The sequence below is a fragment of the Actinoallomurus vinaceus genome (assembly GCF_039542055.1).
In the GTDB taxonomy this organism is placed as follows: Bacteria; Actinomycetota; Actinomycetes; order Streptosporangiales; family Streptosporangiaceae; genus Actinoallomurus; species Actinoallomurus vinaceus.
The window spans coordinates 12,353-30,379 of record NZ_BAABHK010000018.1 but is presented as its reverse complement, the minus strand read 5'-3'; the positions used below and the strand labels follow the sequence as shown (position 1 = coordinate 30,379).

At 70.5% G+C, this 18,027-nt stretch carries 14 protein-coding genes; 8 read left to right on the top strand and 6 right to left on the bottom strand.

Annotated elements, in window-relative coordinates; all coding sequences use genetic code 11:
* Positions 1 to 12: 12 nt before the first annotated feature.
* Positions 13 to 1,080: a LacI family DNA-binding transcriptional regulator gene (locus ABEA24_RS43215; RefSeq protein WP_345439681.1), complete on the bottom strand. Its 1,068-nt coding sequence runs from the start codon at positions 1,078 to 1,080 to the stop codon at positions 13 to 15.
* Positions 1,081 to 1,268: 188 nt separating this feature from the next.
* Here ABEA24_RS43215 and ABEA24_RS43210 point away from each other — a divergent pair, with 188 nt between their 5' ends.
* The 3 genes from ABEA24_RS43210 to ABEA24_RS43200 are packed head-to-tail and all read left to right on the top strand — an operon-like array spanning position 1,269 to position 6,256.
* Entirely contained in the window at positions 1,269 to 2,261 is a 993-nt protein-coding gene (locus tag ABEA24_RS43210) for a dihydrodipicolinate synthase family protein (RefSeq protein WP_345439679.1), read from the top strand.
* Between the two features lie 24 nt (positions 2,262 to 2,285).
* Positions 2,286 to 4,367: a golvesin C-terminal-like domain-containing protein gene (locus ABEA24_RS43205; protein WP_345439677.1), complete on the top strand. Its 2,082-nt coding sequence runs from the start codon at positions 2,286 to 2,288 to the stop codon at positions 4,365 to 4,367.
* Entirely contained in the window at positions 4,364 to 6,256 is a 1,893-nt protein-coding gene (locus ABEA24_RS43200; protein ID WP_345439675.1) for a glycoside hydrolase family 127 protein, read from the top strand. Before ABEA24_RS43205 ends, ABEA24_RS43200 begins: the two co-directional genes overlap by 4 nt.
* A gap of 49 nt (positions 6,257 to 6,305) precedes the next feature.
* Here ABEA24_RS43200 and ABEA24_RS43195 read toward each other — a convergent pair whose 3' ends face one another.
* Both ABEA24_RS43195 and ABEA24_RS43190 read right to left on the bottom strand, forming a co-directional pair.
* The gene (locus ABEA24_RS43195; RefSeq protein WP_345439673.1) at positions 6,306 to 7,286 is read right to left on the bottom strand and encodes an MBL fold metallo-hydrolase; all 981 of its coding nucleotides are present in this window, start codon (positions 7,284 to 7,286) and stop codon (positions 6,306 to 6,308) included.
* A gap of 120 nt (positions 7,287 to 7,406) precedes the next feature.
* Complete coding sequence (locus ABEA24_RS43190) at positions 7,407 to 8,306, bottom strand: RNA polymerase sigma-70 factor (protein ID WP_345439671.1); 900 nt, start codon at positions 8,304 to 8,306, stop codon at positions 7,407 to 7,409.
* A gap of 179 nt (positions 8,307 to 8,485) precedes the next feature.
* Here ABEA24_RS43190 and ABEA24_RS43185 point away from each other — a divergent pair, with 179 nt between their 5' ends.
* Both ABEA24_RS43185 and ABEA24_RS43180 read left to right on the top strand, forming a co-directional pair.
* Positions 8,486 to 9,241, top strand: a complete 756-nt coding sequence (locus ABEA24_RS43185) for an SDR family oxidoreductase (protein WP_345439669.1) — start codon at positions 8,486 to 8,488, stop codon at positions 9,239 to 9,241.
* Positions 9,242 to 9,265: 24 nt separating this feature from the next.
* The gene (locus tag ABEA24_RS43180) at positions 9,266 to 9,697 is read left to right on the top strand and encodes a cupin domain-containing protein (RefSeq protein WP_345439667.1); all 432 of its coding nucleotides are present in this window, start codon (positions 9,266 to 9,268) and stop codon (positions 9,695 to 9,697) included.
* A 14-nt stretch (positions 9,698 to 9,711) separates the two neighbouring features.
* Here ABEA24_RS43180 and ABEA24_RS43175 read toward each other — a convergent pair whose 3' ends face one another.
* Both ABEA24_RS43175 and ABEA24_RS43170 read right to left on the bottom strand, forming a co-directional pair.
* A complete protein-coding gene (locus ABEA24_RS43175; RefSeq protein WP_345439665.1) occupies positions 9,712 to 10,830 on the bottom strand; it encodes a PrpF domain-containing protein in 1,119 nt (372 codons plus the stop codon).
* A gap of 110 nt (positions 10,831 to 10,940) precedes the next feature.
* On the bottom strand, positions 10,941 to 11,762 hold the full coding sequence (locus tag ABEA24_RS43170) for an SAM-dependent methyltransferase (protein ID WP_345439663.1): 822 nt from the start codon (positions 11,760 to 11,762) through the stop codon (positions 10,941 to 10,943).
* Between the two features lie 305 nt (positions 11,763 to 12,067).
* Between ABEA24_RS43170 and ABEA24_RS43165 the strand changes: the two genes are divergently transcribed.
* From ABEA24_RS43165 to ABEA24_RS43155, 3 genes are all read left to right on the top strand, one after another.
* Positions 12,068 to 13,051 (top strand): arabinan endo-1,5-alpha-L-arabinosidase, encoded by a 984-nt coding sequence (locus ABEA24_RS43165; RefSeq protein ID WP_345439661.1) that lies wholly within the window; start codon positions 12,068 to 12,070, stop codon positions 13,049 to 13,051.
* A 282-nt stretch (positions 13,052 to 13,333) separates the two neighbouring features.
* A complete protein-coding gene (locus ABEA24_RS43160) occupies positions 13,334 to 14,263 on the top strand; it encodes a hypothetical protein (protein ID WP_345439659.1) in 930 nt (309 codons plus the stop codon).
* Complete coding sequence (locus ABEA24_RS43155; RefSeq protein ID WP_345439657.1) at positions 14,260 to 16,176, top strand: hypothetical protein; 1,917 nt, start codon at positions 14,260 to 14,262, stop codon at positions 16,174 to 16,176. The genes ABEA24_RS43160 and ABEA24_RS43155 overlap by 4 nt, the downstream gene beginning before the upstream one ends.
* On the opposite strand, the gene ABEA24_RS43150 is transcribed toward ABEA24_RS43155, so the two are convergent.
* Positions 16,177 to 18,012: an ATP-binding protein gene (locus ABEA24_RS43150; RefSeq protein WP_345439654.1), complete on the bottom strand. Its 1,836-nt coding sequence runs from the start codon at positions 18,010 to 18,012 to the stop codon at positions 16,177 to 16,179. It lies immediately after the preceding gene.
* Positions 18,013 to 18,027: the final 15 nt, after the last annotated feature.

The following is an 18,027-nucleotide window of genomic DNA, read 5'->3' as shown; positions in this document are numbered from 1 at the left end:
CTCTCGGGGCCTTCAGCGGGCCTGCCGTCGGTTCGGATCCGCGGGGGGCGGGCCCGCGGTCGTGCCCGGGAGGAGCGGGCACTCGACGCTCTCGCTGAGGTCGGCGGTCTCGGGTTCCTCCAGCAGCCGCACCAGCAGGCGGGTCGCCTGCCGGCCCATCTGCTCGCGGGGGACCTCGAGGCCCGTCCAGGACACGTCGGTGCCACGTGTGCCGGTGGAGTCGCCGAGCACGACGATGCTCAGGTCCTCCGGGACGGACAGGCCGCGCCGCTCGGCGCACGCCAGGAGCTCCTCGGCGAGCAGATGCTGCTCCGCCACGACGCCCGTGACGCGGCCCTGCAGGATCTCCGTGAGCAGACCCTCCACCTCGTCCACCGACTCCAGCCCCCACACCGGACCCGCGAGCCGCCGGGCCGCGCCGGCCGGCATCGCCCGCCGGTATCCCTTCTCCCGGTCCCGGCTCGGCTGCGCGTCGCCGTCGCCGAGCCGCGCGTACGCCACGCGCTCGTGCCCCAGCTCGAACAGCCGCTCGGTGAGCTGCCGGGTCGCGCTGGCGTAGTCGGCCGCGACGTAGGAAATCGGTGCGCCGGAGACCTCCCGGTGCCCGACGTAGACGAACGGGAAACCGGAGTCGCGCAGCCGTTCGATCTCCGCGACGTTCGGGTCCCGGCCGAGCAGCAGCGCGCCGTCCGCCAGCGCCAGGCGGGTCGCCCCGTCCCGGAAGATCTGGCGCTCGCCGCCGACGCTGGTGAACAGCAGCAGGTCGAACCCGAGCTCGGCGGCCTCCTGCTCCATGCCGAGCAGGAACGGGAAGTAGAAGTCGACGCTGGTGGTCGGGAAGACCGGCTCGAACGTGTGGACGCCGATGATCTTGTTACTGCCGCCGGCGAGCGACCGTGCCGAGGCGTTGGCGACGTAACCCCACTCGCGCATGACCGCCAGGACCCGCTCGCGGGTCGCCGGGCTGATCCGGACCTCCGTGTCGCGCTCGTTGAGCACCAGCGAGACGGTCGCCTGGCTCACGCCGGCGAGGCGCGCGATGTCGGCCTGGGTCGGCCTTCTCGCGGATCCGCGGCTCATCGCTGCCTCCTGCTAATGCGCCCTAGCACTGGACGCATAGCTTTGATCCGGCATCAGAGCTTGTCAATGCCTGACTACAGATGAATCGCGGCGGAAGCGCTTCGATCAATTAATACCGATTAGCACCTGGCGCCCCCGCCCGGATGCGGGGTAGCGTCCGGGCAACTTTCGCCCGAGGGGTGGGTGCCATGCCCGACGTCGCCGACCACACCGGTCACCCGGTCTCCGGGGTGACCATCCCGCTCGTCACCGCGCTGGACGAGCGCGGGCGACCCGACGCACCGGCCGTCCGGCCGCTGCTGGCGCACCTCGCGGCCGGCGGTGTCACCACCCTGATGCTGGCCGGCACCAACGGCGAGGGCCCGCTGCTGCCCGCGGACGCCGTCCGGTCGTACGCGGCGGAGGTGGCGGCGATGTGGGGCGAGATCGGCGGGGCGTCCGCCCGGATCATGGTCACCGCGGCCGGGACGGGAACGCGAGAGACGCTGCGGCGCATCGAAGTGCTCGCCGGCCTCGACCTGGACGCCGTGGTCGTGCTCGCTCCGTTCTACTTCCGGCATACCGAGCGGGAGCTGCTCGCCCACTTCCGCGCGGCCGCCGCCCACGGCCGGCCGGTCGTCATCTACAACAGCCCTGGCTACACCGGGAACCCGCTCACCGTGCCCCTGGTCCGCCGGCTCCTCGACCAGCCGGAGATCGTCGGGCTGAAGGACAGCTCCGGGGACCCCGCGCTGTTCGGCGGGTTCTGCGACCTGACCCGGGAGAGGGCCGACTTCGGCGTGGCCCAGGGCGCGGAACGGCGGCTGGCCGAAGGCCTGCGGCAGGGCGCCGCCGGGCTGGTGCCGGGCGTCGGCATGCTCGCGCCGGCCCTCTGCACCGACCTGTTCCGGCTGGCCCGCGCCGGCGACCACACCGAGGCGGACCGGCTCCAGCGCGACGTCGACCACGCCGAAGCGGACCGGCTGCAGCACGACGTCGGCCGGCTCGCCGATCTCTTCTCGGTCCGTCCGGGGGCCAGCGGCATCGTCGTGATGAAGACCGCGCTGCACCTGCTGGGCCTGTGCCCGCCGCACGCGGGGGAGCCGTTCCTGCCCTGTACCGAGACCGAGCTGACCGCGCTGCGCACCGCGCTGGCCGGCGTCGACGACCTGGTGCACCGACCCGTCCCGCAGTCGAGCTGACCCACCCCCGGCAAGGAGAGTCGTATGAAGCGACGGCAGTTCACCTTCGGGCTCGCGGCCGGTGCCGCCGCGCTCGCCCTGCCCACCCCCGCGCGGGCCGCCGACAAGGGCCGGGCAGCCGCGCCGTTCTTCACCGAGACCACGCTGTGGGACTCGGCCGTCGGGCCGCTGGCCAGCTACCACGTGCACGCCCTGGCCGTGCTGCCCGACGACACCGTCATCGCCTGCACCGAAGGCCGCCACGAGGTGTGCGACGCCGGCCCGCACGACCTGCTCATCCGCCGCAGCACCGACCGCGGACGGACCTGGAACCCCTCGCAGGCCGTGGAGGTCTCGACGGACGGCCAGATCTGGGCCAACCCGACGTTCGTCGTCGACCGCGTCACCGGAGAGGTGTTCCTGTTCCACAACCTCTGTGCACAGCTGCCGGGGAACACCAGCTGCTCCGCCGACTCGAGCACGGTGTACGTCATCTCCAGCAAGGACGGCGGCGCCACCTGGAGCGAGCGGCGCAGCCTGGACGGGCTCTTCGACCACTTCCCGTACAACTGGAAGATGCACGGGCCGGGGCCGGGCCACGGCATCCAGCTCGACTCGGGGCGGCTGCTGCTCAGCTGTTCGCACCGGACCGTCATCACCGGCGTTCCCACGACCGACCGCCATTACGGCGTCTCCACCATCTACAGCGACGACCACGGCCGCACCTGGCACGCCGGCGGCGAGGTGCCGATGGACGACCCGGGCTACCCCACGCTGGGGGAGGCCAGGCTGGTCCAGCGCGCGGACGGAACGGTCCTCATCAACAGCCGGCCGGGTTCGGGGAACGACTGGCCGCGCGGCATCGCGGTCAGCGCGGACGGCGGCCTGACCTGGTCACCGCCGACGATGGACTTCAGCGCGGGGCTCTTCAACGGCGTCGACCAGAGCCTCACCCGGTACACCGGCGGCCCGCACAGCCGGGGAGTGAACCGGCTGCTGTTCAGCCGACCCGACGCGCCGATGCGGTGGAACATGACCGTCTCGGTGAGCTACGACGACGGCGACTCGTTCCGGTACAGCCGCTCCATCAGCCCGCTGCGGGCCTTCTACTCCGACCTCGCACGCCTGTCCGACGGCACCATCGTGCTGCTGTACGGCTGCGACGGCGACCTCGACGGCAGCCCGCAGCGGGTGGCCGTCGCCCTGTTCAACCTGGAGTGGCTCACGCAGGGCCGGGACAGTCTCGCCACCGGTCCCCGGCTCACCGCGAAGACCCACGACCTCGGCCACACCGCGGCCCGCGCCCGGCGCTCCGGCGGCACGGTGACCGTGGTCCGGGACCCGTCCGCCCACGGCGGCGCCCGCGCCGCCTTCACCCCCGGCAAGGCGGGCGACTTCATCGAGTACCCGTTCGTCTGCGGCCGGGCCGGCGAGTACGAGCTCTGGCTGCGCCACTACCGGTCGGCGGACGGCGGCGTCGTCGCGGTGACCGTGGACGGGAAGACGCCGCGCACCCACGCGATCGACCTCACGGCGTTCCGGGGCGACGGCTACGACGTCGTCCTGCTGGACCGGCTGCGCCTGCGACCCGGCCGGCACACCATCCGCTTCACGCTGGCCGGCCCCGGCCGGGGCGGCGGTACGGCGATATCGCTCGACGAGCTCGGCCTCATCGAGGCGCCCCATCCGGCGGACGTCCGCGAGGAGGTCACGGTCGACAACGGCGGACTCGGCTTCGACACCACCGGGACGTGGAAGAGCAGCAGGGGGAGCGCCGGGTACTACGGCTACAACTACCTGGCGCACGATCCCGGCGACGGCACCAGCGTCGCGCGGTTCCGGCCGGCGATCCCCGGCGACGACCGCTACGAGGTCCTGGCCTCCTATTCGGCCGACAAGAACCGGGCGACCAACGCCACGTACGTCGTGCACCACGCCGACGGCACCACCTCGGTCGCCGTCGACCAGAAGGCGCACGGCGTACCGGATGTCCGGACCGGTGAATGGGTGTCGCTCGGCGTCTTCCCGTTCCGCGGAGGCATCGACGGATACGTCGAGCTCAGCGACAAGGCCGACGGCGCGGTGATCGCCGACGCCGTCCGGTTCCGCCGCCAGGCCCCGCGATGACGTCGACCCCGGCGGACGGCGGCCCCGTCGTTCCCAGCGCGACGGCGACGGTCGCACTGCGCCCGCTGCCGCTCTCCGCGAGCCGCCTGACCGGTGGGTTCTGGGCGCGGCGGGTCGCCGCCAACCGGGCCGCGATCCCGCTCGGCCATGAGCGTCTCGTCACCGCCGGCAACATCGGCAACCTGCGGATCGCGGCCGGAGAGGAGACGGGCGACGCGCTGGGCGGCACCTTCCGTGACTCCGACGTGTACAAGTGGCTGGAGGCGGTGGCCTGGGAGCACGCGCGCAGCCCGGACGGCGGGCTGCCGGCCGAGCTCACCCGTACGGTCGCCGCCGCGCAGTGCGCGGACGGCTACCTCAACTCCGGCATCCAGGTGCGCGGCGAGGAACGGTACGCGCGGCTCTGGATGAGCCACGAGCACTACTGCGCCGGCCACCTGTTCCAGGCGGCCGTGGCGGCGGCCCGCGCGACCGGCGAGACCGGGTTGCTGGAGGTCGCCGTCCGGTTCGCCGACCACCTCGCCGAGACGTTCGGACCCGGCAGGCGCGGCGAGCTGGACGGGCACCCGGTGGTCGAGATGGGCCTCGTCGAGCTGTACCGGCAGACCGGTGCGCGGCGGTACCTGGACCTGGCCCGGCACTTCGTGGACGCGCGCGGGCACGGGAACGCGACCAAACCCGGCTTCGATCCGTCCCACTACGCCGACCCGGCCCACTACGCCGACCGGGTGCCGGTACGCGAGGCGGTGGCGCCGGAGGGGCACGCGGTACGCGCCGTCTACTTCGCCGCGGGCGCCACCGACGTCGCCATCGAGACCGGCGACGCCGACCTGCTCGCCGCGGTACGCCGGCAGTACGAGGCGTTGCGCCGGCAGAAGCAGCACGTCACCGGTGCCGTCGGCTCCCGGTGGGACGGCGAGGCGTTCGGCGACGCGCACGAGCTGCCGCCCGACCGGGCGTACGCGGAGACGTGCGCCGCGATCGGGACGCTGCAGTGGGCATGGCGGCTGCTGCTGGCCACCGGCGACGCCGGATACGCCGACCAGGTGGAGCTGCTGCTGTACAACGCGGTGCTGCCCGGGGTGTCACTGGACGGCGCGGACTACTTCTACGTGAACACGCTGCACCGGCGTACCGGCGCGCGGGCCGACGTCCAGCGATCCCCGGCGCACGGCCGGCGTCCCTGGTTCAACTGTGCCTGCTGCCCGCCCAACGTGATGCGCACCCTCGCGAGCCTCCCCGCGTACCTGGCGACCGGGACCGACAACGGCCTGCAGGTGCACCTGTACGCCCCGAGCACGCTGCGCACCGGCGATCTCACCGTGGACGTCGAGACGGACTACCCGTGGGACGGCCGAGTGACCGTTTCCGTACGGGAGGCGCCGTCGCGGGACGTGGAGCTGGCGCTGCGGGTACCGGAGTGGGCCGACGGGGCCACGGTGGACGGGAGGCCGGTGGCGGCCGGCGGGTACGCCCGGCTGCGGCGGATGTTCCAGGCCGGCGATCGGGTGGTGCTGGAGCTGCCCATGCCGGCGCGCCTGCTGGTGGCCGACGAGAGGCTGGACGCCACCCGTGGCTGCGTCGCGGCCGCCCGCGGCCCGCTGGTCTACGCGATCGAGCAGCCCGACCAGCCGGCCGGCGTCACTCTGGAGGACCTCCGCATCGACCCGGTGGCACCGCTGCGACCCGAGCACCGGCCGGACCTGCTCGACGGGGTGACCGTGCTGCGCGCGACGGGGGCGGTGGCGGCAGGACCGGCCGGCGCGCCCTACCGGCCGTACGGCGGCCCGGCCGCGCCGACGCGGCCTGTCCCGATCACCCTCATCCCGTACTACGCCTGGGCCAACCGCGGCCCGCACGCAATGCGGGTATGGATCCCGACACCGTGACAGGAGACCTTCCGGCAGGCCGATCTCGGAGACGCGGCGTCGCGGTCGCTCAGGATCCGCTGTGCTGGTGCTGCTCGGGCAGGCGGCTGTCCGGGTGCACCCACAACAGGACGTTGTCCGGCCGCGAGTCCTTCGCCCACTCCCGCCGGAAGAACGCGAGGATCTCCCGGTCCGAGTAGCGCAGGCTGAAGTGGGTCAGGACGAACAAGGTCTCCGGGTGAGCCTCGACCACGGGCCGGAGCCGGCTCCACACCGTGTGCCCGACCCGATTCGCGCGGTCCATCTCGGCGTCGTCGATGAAGGTGCACTCCGTGATGACGACCGGATACTCGAAAAGCCATGGGTTCCGCTCGAACACGTTCACATGCGTGTCGCCGAGAAAGGCGAACAGCGGCCGGTCGACCTCGGTGTCGACCTCGGCTCCGTCCTTGCGCCGCTGGGCCATGATCCGGCCGAATTCCCCGCCCCGGCCCTCCTTCACCAGGGACCGCCGCAGTTCCTCGAACTCCGGCCGCAGCGCCTTGCGCCGCTCCGAGAAGGCATATCCCACGCAGGGCACCTTGTGTTCGCACTCCACCACCCGTACGTGGTGTCCGCGGCGCCCGAAAACGAATTCGTCGCCTCGGCGCACGCCGTGCAGGCGGTGGCCGCCCGCCAGGGCCGGATCGAATCCCGCTCCGTGGTTCAGCTCGGCGGACGCGCGCAGGTAGGACTCCACGTACGGCACGGCCTCGGCGGGCAGGTAGATATCCGTGCCGGAGGCCTTGGACGCCAGGTAGTCGAGGTCCTTGGAATGGTCGTGGTGGGTGTGGGTCAGGAAGACCGTGTCCACCTGCCGCCCTTCGCACAGTCCCGCGTCGAGGCTGCACCGTAGCTCGGGGATGTGAAAGAAGGTCTTGTCGTTCGCGCGGGAATAGCCGGTGAGGGTCAGCTCGGCACCGGGAATCCGCCACGTCTTCCACTGCCGGAAGGGATGCCCCTGCTCCAGCAGTTCGGGGTGGTCGGGCCGTTGTTCCGTAACCCGCGTCATCGGGAGCGCCTTTCCGTGAGCGGTCGTGGGCGGCGCTTCCCTGCCGCCGCGATCAAGTGGACCGGTCAGTGGTTGACGCTCCAAGATCATCCTCGGTTTACCGAAGGAGTCCTCTTTCCGTCACTCCCGGGAGCGTGCGAACGCCTCGAGCTTCACCGGGTTCATCACCCACATGAGCGTGTGGATGCCCTGGGGCATGGCCTCGATGTTCAGCAGCGCGGTATCGGTGCCGTTGTGGGAGATGAGAACACCGGGGCGTCCGTTCGCCTCCACCCATTCCAGGTCCGCGCCCGGCCAGAAGCGTGGTCCGAAGGCGACGATGAACTTCGCCACCCGGGTTTGGCCGACGACGGGGATCCTGGCGGCACCCCTCATGCCGTTGCCGTCGGTGTAGCTGACGACGTTCGCGGCGAAGAGCTCTTCGAGAGCGGAGACGTCGCCTGCGCGGGCGGCGGCGAGGAACACTTCCACGAGCCGCCGGTGCTCGGCCGCGTCGACGCGTTCGCGCCGCTCGGCGGACAGGCGTTTGCGGGCGCGGCTGACGATCTGGCGGGTGTTGACGGCACTGAGCTGCAGGATGTCGGCGATCTGGCCGTACGGGTAGTCGAAGGCCTCCCGCAGGACGTACGCCGCGCGTTCGGTGGGGCTGAGCTTCTCCAGCAGGAGCAGGACGGCCAACTCCACGGCCTCTCCGCGTTCGGCCCCCACCGCCGGGTCGGCGCTGGTGTCGACGGGTTCGGGAAGCCAGGGGCCGACGTACGCCTCGCGCCGTGCCCGGGCGGACTGGGCGACGTTGATCGCCAGGCGGGTGGTGGTCTGCGCGAGGAACGCCGGCGGATCGAGCACGACGGTGCGGTCGGTCCGCTGCCAGCGTAGCCAGACCTCCTGGAGGATGTCCTCGGCCTCCGCCACGCTCCCGAGCATGCGGTAGGCGATGCCGAACAGGCGTGGGCGCAATTCCAGGAAGGCACAGGCGGCCTGGTCGAGACCGTCGTCCGCTCCCGGCTGTTCCGCGCGCATACACCGCCTGCCTGAGTACCGCTCGTCCTTTTCGTCCTCAGCCTAGGCCACCTCACCTGGTCGGATTCGAGCCGGGCCGGGGAAGGACTTCCATGGGGGCTGTCACAGGCGGCGGGGCTGTCCGGTCTTAGCTGGCGACCGGGTGCCCAACGATGCCCCGGCGTACAGGAAGGCATGTCATGAAGATCGTGGTCATCGGCGGTACCGGCTTCATCGGGTCCAAGGTCGTCGCGGATCTGAGCGAGCGGGGCCATGAGGCGGTGGCGGCGGCGCCGAGCACCGGCGTCAACACCCTCACCGGTGAGGGGCTCGCCGAGGCCCTGGCCGGAGCGTCCGTGGTGATCGACGTGTCGAACGCCCCCGTGTGGGAGGACGCGGCCGTACTGGAGTTCTTCACGACCTCCACCCGTAACCTGCTGGCCGCCGAGGCGGCGGCGGGCGTCGGGCACCACGTCGCGCTGTCGGTGGTGGGGACCGAGCGGCTGCCCGACAGCGGCTACCTGCGGGCGAAGCTCGCGCAGGAGAAGCTGATCGCGGACTCCTCGATCCCGTTCTCGATCGTGCACGCGACGCAGTTCTTCGAGTTCGTACGCGGCATCGCCGACGGTGGCACCGAGGGCAATGAGGTCCGGATGGCGCCGGTGTCCTTCCAGCCGATCGCGGGCGAGGACGTGGCCCGGGTGGTCGCCGAGGTCGCGGTGGGGGCGCCGGCGAACCGCACGATGGAGATCGGCGGGCCGGACCGGTTCCGGATGGATCACTTCTTCCGGGACGCCCTGGCCGCCTGGAACGATCCGCGGGTCGTGGTCACCGACCCGCACGCGCGCTACTTCGGCACCGAGCTGAGCGACCGGTCCCTGGTGCCGGGCGATGAGGCGATTCTCGGCAAGATCCACTACAGCGACTGGCCCGGCCGCATCCCCACCGGCGAGTAACGATCACGTACGGAGGCACTTGTCATGTCGGACAGAGCACAGAAGACGAGATCGACCGCGTGGCAGACGGCGCTCACCACGCTGCAGGAGGCGGAGCCGCCCTTCATCCCCGCCGGAGCGCACGCGATGACCGTGGTCATCGAGTACCCGCCCGGTGATCCCGGAACGCCGCCGCACCGCCACTCCGGCCCGGCCTTCGGGTACGTGGTGGAGGGCGAGATGCTGTTCGAGCTCGAAGGCGAGCCGGAGCGGGTCGTACGCGCGGGTGAGGCGTTCTGGGAGCAGGGCGGCGACGTCATCCACTACCAGGACGGCAACAACCGCGACGACATCCCGCTCCGCTTCACCGTCACGATGCTGTGCGAACCGGGCAAGCCGATGCTCACCCTGGTGGATGAGGACGAACTCGCCCAGCGCGCGGACCGCCGCGCCCCCCGTCCGGCAGGACGCTCATGAGGTGACGTTGCGGCTCATTCGGGATGTCCTTCCGGAGCCGGAACGAGGAGTTCGGCCCGTGCGATGCGCCGGGCGGCGCGGTGCAACAGCACCGTGGGGGATGCGCCATCCGGCGCGGGGACGGCTCGAGCGCTGATCACACCTGCGGGAGTGCCCAGACGCAGCGTGCCGTCGGCGGTCGGCCGGGCGACGCGGTGGGCGAGGGTGCCGGGCATGGCGACGGCGGTGGCCAGGGCGATGGCGGAGGTGAGGCCGATCGCCGGGTGCGGTGCGTGCATGGAGACCATGCGAACGGCCAGGTCGTACTCGTCCTGGTCGACCGGCATGCCGTGTGTGGTGCGGTACCCGGCGGGAGGGCCGACGATGCCGACCTTCGGCACGGCGTGGCCGACCGGGTCGTCCGGCCCGGCCAGACCCATCGCGAGGGCGGCCTGACGGCGCAGCGCGGTGAGCACGGGGACCACGGCGGCGAACTCGGCGACGGATTCGTTGCCGTCGAGACCGAACGCCTTGGCGTCGAAGAGCGCGACGGGAGCGCCCGAGTCGACAAGGGACGCCTCGACGGGACCGTCCCGTCCGGCCAGGGTGTCCAGGGGGCGGCCGGTGGGCAGGGCACGGCCGGTGGTCGAGCCCGCCGGGTCCTGGAACCCGAGCAGGACCGGCACGCCGAGCGCCGAGGTACCGGGAACCACGGCCGTGCCCTCGTCCGGAGGCACGAGGCCCGGAGTGGGGATCGTGCCGGTGAGCCGGGCCCCGGTGTTGGCGTTGATCATGCGGACTGTGGTGGTCTCCGAGGTGATCGGCACGAGGCCGCGGTGGAGGGCGTAGAGCGCCACCGCGGTCGCGCAGTTACCGCAGTTACTGGTCCACTCGACCCGCTCGTCGCCCACGCCGACCTGGGCGAACGTGTACTCGACATCGACACCGGGCTCGGCGGACGCCCGTACGATCGCGGCCTTGGACGTGGTGGAGGAGGCGCCGCCGACGCCGTCGATCTGACGGGGATCGGCGGCGTTGAAGGCGGCGAGTAGCAGGGTGTCGATGTCCACACCGGTCGCCACGACATCCTGATGATCAAAAATCCAGCACTTGCTGGTTCCTCCGCGGACCATCTCCCCCTGCAGACGCAACACAGCTGACTCCTCGTGGAACCCGGCGGCCTCCGTCGGGGGGTGCGTTCCACAGTGGGTTACCTGCTGTGAGGTCCTGGAAATCTGCGGGGGTGTTAAAAGGTTCTAGCTGGTCAGGGCTTACGACCGATCCCACAGAACTGGTCACCGTCGCTCGACGAAGAGACCTCGCCGAGAACAGGACGCCAGCGGCTGCACGCCACGACACCCGGCGGCACGAGGTCCAGACCGTCGAAGAACTCGGCGAGCCGCTGCGGGGAGCGCATCGTGACCTGACTCGGGGCGGACTCGTTCCAGTGGCGTACGGCGTCGTCCATCGCCTCGCCGCTGCCCTCGTTGGTGGAGTGGGTGAGCATCAGATGGCTGCCGGCGGGAACCGCGTCCAGCAGCCGCTTGACCGCGGTGAACGCCGCATCGTCGTCCAGGAAGATCAGGGATCTGCCCATCAGCATGAGCGCGACAGGCCGGCTGAGGTCGAGCGTGCCGTCGATGGAACGCAGGATCTCATCCGGTTCGTGGAGGTCGGCGTAGATGTAGTCGGTGACACCGGGGGCATCACCGGTCATCAGGGCGCGAGCGTGGGTCAGCACCATGTGATCGTTGTCCCCGTAGACGATGCGTGACTCCGGGGCGACGGCCTGCGCGACTCGGTGCGTGTTGTTGGAAGCGGGCAGGCCGCTGCCGATGTCGACGAACTGACGCATGCCGGCCTCGCCGACGAGGTACTGGACGGCCCTGCCGCGGAACGCCTCGTCGGCTTGTGCCATCGCGATGACACCAGGGAGAAGCACGCGAATCTGGTCGGCCACCTCGCGGTCGACGGCGAAGTTGTCCTTGCCGCCCAGCAGGTAGTTCCAGACTCGCGACGGGTGCGGGACGCTGACGTCGATGTTGGCCGACAGCTTCCGGCCGTGGCCGAAATCCGCTTCTCCCATTGACGCCTCTTCTATCAGTATCAGTCTGATACGTCCCCTGACCGAACACCCTACTGGGTCGGGCGAGTGCCCTCCTGCCCTCATATCGCCATGCCGCGCCACTTCGTACGGATATGACACCTTTTTCCGATTGAGTTAACCGATCGTGTCGAGCGGCGTCGAAACGAAGTCGAGCGTGAAAGCCGATGAAAGCGCCGTTGACCGGGCCCAGGAGCCGACTTAGCTTCGCGGATGCGGCGTCTCGGAGCTTGTTCGAGATATCGAACGAGGAATGCCGTGCGCCGGCCCCTGCTGAGGAGGCGACGATGCACAGAGGCACCACACGCCTGCGGCGCGCCGGGCTGGCCGTGGCGGCCGCCGTCGCCGCCTTCACCGCCATGACCGGAACCGCGCTCGCCTATCCGAACCCGGGTACGGTCACCGGCGCGACCGGCGTGCACGATCCGTCGCTGACCAGGACCTCGGCCGGCCGGTACTACGTGTTCTCCACCGGCACCGGGCTGCCGATGACCACCTCGACCGACCGGATCGCCTTCTCCAGCGCCGGGCAGGCGCTGCCCGGCGGCGCCTCCTGGGCCGCCGCCTACACCGGCGGCGACCCGGCCGCGCTGTGGGCGCCCGACGTCTCCTACCACGGCGGCAAGTATCTGCTGTACTACGCCGCCTCCACGTTCGGCTCCAACACCTCGGCGATCGGCCTGGCTGCGAGCACGTCGGGTGCCCCAGGTACGTACACCGACTACGGGAAGGTCTACGCCTCCTCCAGCGGCAACGACTACAACGCCATCGACCCGAACCTCACGGTGGACGCCTCCGGCAACTGGTGGCTGGCGTTCGGCTCCTGGTGGACGGGGATCAAGCTCATCCAGATCGACCCGAGCACCGGCAAGCAGGCGTCCTGGAACACCACCCGCTACAACCTGGCCGGCGCGTCCGGCGGCATCGAGGGTTCCACCATCTTCTACCACGGCGGCTACTACTACCTGTTCACCTCGCGCGGCCTGTGCTGCCGCGGCGTGGACAGCACGTACTGGATCGCGGTCGGCCGTTCGACCGGCATCACCGGCCCGTACTACGACCGGAACGGGACGTCGCTGATGAGCGGTGGCGGCACCACGGTGCTCGCCTCGCACGGGAGCTACATCGGCCCGGGCGGCCAGACGGTCTACCACGACGCCGACCACGACCTGCTCGTCTACCACTACTACGACGCCAACGCGAACGGCGCTTCAAAGCTCGGCATCAACTACCTCGGCTTCGACTCCGCCGGCTGGCCGTACGCCTACTGACCTCGAGTCCTGAGGAGGTTCCATGGGGACGATACGCAGGCGGACGGCCGGAATGGCGGCGGCCATCGCACTGGGATGGGGCACGACGACGGCGGCCGTCACCCCGGCCGCGGTCGCGGCGCTCGGCGACGGTGGTCCGGGCGACGCCAACGGACAACGTCGACTACGCCGACGGCAACGGCCACCCCAACGACGCCGGTCACCTCAAGGTCGCCAACGACCTGGCCCCGATCATCGCCGCCAAGCTGTAGCGCAGAGGGTGATCTTGCTACCATCCCCCGGATGAAGGCTGCGGCTCTCGAACAGACGCTGCGCGATCACCCCGACGATCTCGCCTCGTGGCGCGCCTATGCCGACGGGTTCCTCGAACAGGGCGACGCCCGCGGTGAGCTGATCAAGCTTGCGCAGCGCCACGCGCAGGCCCGCCCCGCCGATCGCGATGCCCTGGAACACGAGATGGGCGCGCTCGTGAAGGAGCATCGGCGGAGCTGGGACGCGGCGCTGCCGCCGGGGGCGACCGTCCTGGCACGCCGGCACGGATTCGCCACGAAGGTCGCCGTCGAATGGTCCGACAGCGCGCCCGTGCTGATCGAGCAGGTCATGCGGGCCCCCTTCGTGACCGCGCTGCGGATCGCACCGGCCGCCGATGAGTCAGAGGAGTACTGGGAGGAGGACGTCGACGAGGAACCTGAGCCGACCCCGGCCCCGGACCTCGACACCGGCGCCCTCGCGACGCTCAACATCGGCCGACTCGTCGAACTCGATCTCTCCTACCTCCGCATCGGCGCGATCGGCGCCGAGGCCCTCGCCGTCTCGACGTACTTCCGCCTGGAGGCGTCCGACACCGCCTCGACGGCGACGCGGCGGCTTGAGGCGCTCGACCTGCGGTACGCCCGCATCGGCGACGCCGGCCTGGCGGCCCTCGCGGCGCCCCCGTTCTTCAGCGGCGTCCGCCGCCTGCACCTCCAGCGAAACCTGCTGACCGCGGAGGGCATGCGCGCGCTGCATCGTTTCGAGGGGCTGGCCGAGCTCGACCTGCGCTACAACGACATCGGCGCGGAGGGGGCGCAGGCCCTGCTCGAGGCGCCGTTCATCGGCTCGCTCAGGCGGCTGCAGCTGTACCGCGCCGACGTCGGTGACGACGGCGCGAAGATGCTCGCGTCCGCCCAGGAACTCCCACCCGCGCTGCGCAGCTATTGGAGGAGCGTGTGAGCACCGAGCTCCGCGATCGGTTCTTCGCCCTGTCGACCGGTCGGGCCCCCGCCGACGAGGTCGCCCGGTACCGCGCCCAGGTGGACGCGACCGACACCGGGCCCACCACGGCGCTCGACGGGCTGGCGGTCTGCTGGCACCCGACGGCACGGTTCAAGGCGGTGCGCTTCGTCGACGCCGAGCGCCTCGACGCCGACGTACGCGACCTGTTCGCCCGGCCCAGTGAGACCGCGCCGTACCTGGCCGCCGTCTTCGTCGATCCGCGCGAGCTGTCGTTCCGCACGTTCGAGAACATCCTTCCGCTCGACCGCCTGTTCGCGGACGCCGGGCCGGACCTGAAGCTCATCGAACTCACCGAGCGCGCGGAGTTCGCGAAGGACGCGTACTCGTTCGCACTGCGGCTTCCGGCCGCCGCCCGCGCCCGTCTTGAGCACCTTGACTCGCTCGACCTCTACGTCCCGCCGCTCAACGCCGCCTCGCGGGGCGGCGACCGCTTCATCTTCCACTCGGCACTGCTCGCCGAGGCGCTCACCGCGGCGGTGGCCAAGGCGATGCCGCAGTCGTCGCTCGAGGGCTTCTCGCACGTGAACCCCGTGTTCCGCTGCAACCGCTTCGAGCCGGGCGACGCCAACTTCCACCGCCACCGCGACACGCCGTACTACGACGCCGCTCGTAAGCACGTCTCCCGCTACACGGTCCTGCTCTACCTCACCGGCGGGTCCGGCGCGCCCGTCCTCGACCTCACCGACGGCGGCGCGCTCGAGGAGATCGAGCCCTTCACCTTTGTGATCTTCGACCAGCGGTACGAGCACGAGGGCGCGCCCTACCGCGACGGCCGCAAGGTCTTCCTGCGGACCGAACTCGTCTTCACCGATCCGGACGTCGCGCACGACCCCGAGATCGCCGCGCTGTTCAGCAAGGCCTGCTACCTGACCGGCGAGAGTGTCTTCGCCCCCGAACTCGCCCGCCACGCCGACGCCTACTACAACCAGGTCGCCGCGGCGCACTGGAGCGGTCTCGCTTCCGGTGCCACCCGCGAGCCCTTCGTTCACAAGCGGTTCCGCGGCGTGCAGTTCGTCGCGAACGGCTATGACTTCTGGTTCGCCAAGAGCGACGAACTCTCGCCCGCCCAGTGCGCCGCGATCACGCTGCTCGACTACTTCAACTGCAAGGTCGGCGACGCCGCGTTCCGCGCCCTGTGCGAGTCGGAGGTGATCGAGGCCGACGGCACGGACTGGATCCCGGCCTTCCTCGAGGACAAGCGCGGCGAGTCGCCGATCGTGCCGTTCGACAAGTCCATGCTGTTCCCCGAGCCGGAGAAGCCCAACACCCGGGAGCTGCCCGACTGTGCTTGTGGGATCTGCAGCGGAGGCATGCTCAGCCTCAATCTCGACACCACGCGCAACGCCGACATCATCGAGCACTACACGCGAGCGCAGGACTCCGCGAAGGCGGACATCATGCCGGCGCCGATTCTGATGCTCGGCGAGGACGTCCTTCTTGATCCGGACATGTTCGTCGTTGAGGGCAACCGCATCCACGTTCTCGGCAAGGAGTCGCTGACGCCGGTGAACTTCGCCTCCTGCCAGGGCGGTCCGCCCGTTCCCCCGGCCGAGGACTTCGTCACCACCGCGGCCACCGTCGACGTGGCGCACTTCCTCGTCCCGCCGATCCTGTTCGCCGAGTCCGCCGACTGCTATCACCTGACGTTCGACTTCTTCCGTAACTCGTGGATGGTGAACCACGAGCAGTCCACCGTGTCCGTCCCGATGATCCGCCCGTTCGAGGACGACGACATCAACGAGTACTGGGAGGACTACGACGACGAAGACGAGGACTGGGAGGACGAGGACGAGGACGAGGACGACGAGGACTCCACCGTCTCGGAAACGTCGACGGCCCAGGCGAACTGACTACCTGGACGCGGACAGCTCGCCCATCCGGGCCAGGGCGGTTATCCAGAAGCGTTGTCGTTCCGGGGTCTGCCCGACCAGGTAGGTGGCCCGCAGCTTCGGCGGCAGGTACGGCAGCAGCCGGGCCACCACGTCGAGATGCCTCTCCAACTGGGACACCTCGGCGTTGGAGAACACCTGGTGGACCAGGTCGGTGTCGTCGGTGCCCTCCTCGCTCATCTCCGTCGCGGCCGACAGCCGGGCCTCCCAGCGTGTGCGGTTCTCGGCGAGCTCTGCCAGGCCGATGTGCGGTCGGTCGGCCAGGCGGGCCTCCAGCCCCGACAGCGGCACCGGGGCGTACTCGCCGTCACCGAGGTAGATCAGCCCCGACTGCAACGGCATGTCCGCCTGGTGCAGTTTGATCAGCCGCTCCAGGGTGCGCTTGGTGATCCAGCCCCGGCCCTCGTCGTCGATGTCGTTCTTCCACCACTCCAGGACCGTCTCGGCCGTCTCACCGTACGTCGAGATCAGCCACTCGTTGGCCGGGATGTCCTCCGGGAGCACCTCGTAGCTGATGGTGAACCGGCTGGCCTGGGCCACGTTGTTGCTCGTCACCAGCAACTTGCGGCCCAGGTGGTAGGGCGGGTTCTGCAACGCCACCTGCGCCCGCAGGTTCGGGATCGGGCGTCCGGCGAGCGTCCACTCCTGGGTGATCTCCATCAGCTTGGCGAAGGTCGCCTTGTCCTTCGGCCGGTTGTACTCGTCCCAGACCAGGACCTTGGGCTTCGGGTCGAGCAGCGACCGGGCGAGCATGGCGTCCAGCGACCCGTCCGGGGTGGGCACGGGCACGCACAGGTCCTCGACGTTGGTCACCGGCAGGGAGAAGTAGACCGGTTCGTCGCCGGTCTCCTCCCGGGCGATCTGCTTGGTGATCTCCGTCTTCCCGCACCCCGGCGGCCCTTGCAGCAGAACCGCCCAGCGGTGGGTCATCGCGGCCCGGAGGATGCGGCGCACCGGGTCGGCCACGGTGGCCGGGTTGCGCGCCCCGACCACCGCGGCGATGCCGTCGAGCACTTCCGTGGTGCGGTCCCGGCTCGGCTTACCGTCCTTCGTCTCCTCGGTCAGCGCCAGCCGGGCGCCGTTCAGCAGCGGCAGTCCCCAGGACAGCGGGAACCCGGCGCGGGCGCAGTCGAGGACGTGCTGCAGGGTGCGCGGCGAGAGCAGATGGCGCAGGTGCGGGCTGAGGGCCGCCCACTGCCGGAACACCTCACGCAGATCCCAGTCGGGATACCGCTCGGCCAGCGCCTGCCGCCACGCGGTGTCGTTCGCGGTCAGCCGGATGGTGACCATCCGGTCGAGAATCGCCAGGTCCGACCGGCGTACGCTGGTCTCGGCCAGTGACTCGTTGTCGGTGAGGAACACCCCGACGCAGCCCAGCCCGCGCAGGTCGTACTCGCCCAGGGTCCAGTTGCAGGCGAGCTGCATAAGCTGCGACTGCACGGTGTTGCCGGCCTGCAACGCGTCGTCGATGAGCAGGACGAACGGCCTGCCCGGGACGAGCTGCCGCATGATGAGCTGGCGGAGCACCAACTCTCCGCTGCGGTCGTCGCGTACCGGGGCGTTGACCAGCAGGTCGTCCGGGGCGAGGTTGGCCGCGGGCAGGACCACGAGGGTGGTGCCGGGAAAACGCTTCGGAATGTACGTCACGAACGTGGACGTCTTGCCGATGCCGTGCTCGCCGAAGATCTGCCCGGTCTGGCCCATGGCGATCATCGCGTCGATGAACTTCTCGAGCTTCGCGGTGGGGCCGTCCTTCGGCGGGTCCGGATACGTGGCGGTGGCTCTCCCAGCGGGCACTACTGAACTCTCCTC

Excerpts from the sequence above, each read along its gene's own strand:
- ABEA24_RS43205 (WP_345439677.1), top strand. The coding sequence starts at position 2,286 with ATGAAGCGACGGCAGTTCACCTTCGGGCTCGCGGCCGGTGCCGCCGCG.
- ABEA24_RS43165 (WP_345439661.1), top strand. The coding sequence starts at position 12,068 with ATGCACAGAGGCACCACACGCCTGCGGCGCGCCGGGCTGGCCGTGGCG.
- ABEA24_RS43215 (WP_345439681.1), bottom strand. The coding sequence starts at position 1,080 with ATGAGCCGCGGATCCGCGAGAAGGCCGACCCAGGCCGACATCGCGCGC.
- ABEA24_RS43200 (WP_345439675.1), top strand. The coding sequence starts at position 4,364 with ATGACGTCGACCCCGGCGGACGGCGGCCCCGTCGTTCCCAGCGCGACG.
- ABEA24_RS43195 (WP_345439673.1), bottom strand. The coding sequence starts at position 7,286 with ATGACGCGGGTTACGGAACAACGGCCCGACCACCCCGAACTGCTGGAG.
- ABEA24_RS43185 (WP_345439669.1), top strand. The coding sequence starts at position 8,486 with ATGAAGATCGTGGTCATCGGCGGTACCGGCTTCATCGGGTCCAAGGTC.
- ABEA24_RS43180 (WP_345439667.1), top strand. The coding sequence starts at position 9,266 with ATGTCGGACAGAGCACAGAAGACGAGATCGACCGCGTGGCAGACGGCG.
- ABEA24_RS43160 (WP_345439659.1), top strand. The coding sequence starts at position 13,334 with ATGAAGGCTGCGGCTCTCGAACAGACGCTGCGCGATCACCCCGACGAT.
- ABEA24_RS43190 (WP_345439671.1), bottom strand. The coding sequence starts at position 8,306 with ATGCGCGCGGAACAGCCGGGAGCGGACGACGGTCTCGACCAGGCCGCC.
- ABEA24_RS43210 (WP_345439679.1), top strand. The coding sequence starts at position 1,269 with ATGCCCGACGTCGCCGACCACACCGGTCACCCGGTCTCCGGGGTGACC.
- ABEA24_RS43170 (WP_345439663.1), bottom strand. The coding sequence starts at position 11,762 with ATGGGAGAAGCGGATTTCGGCCACGGCCGGAAGCTGTCGGCCAACATC.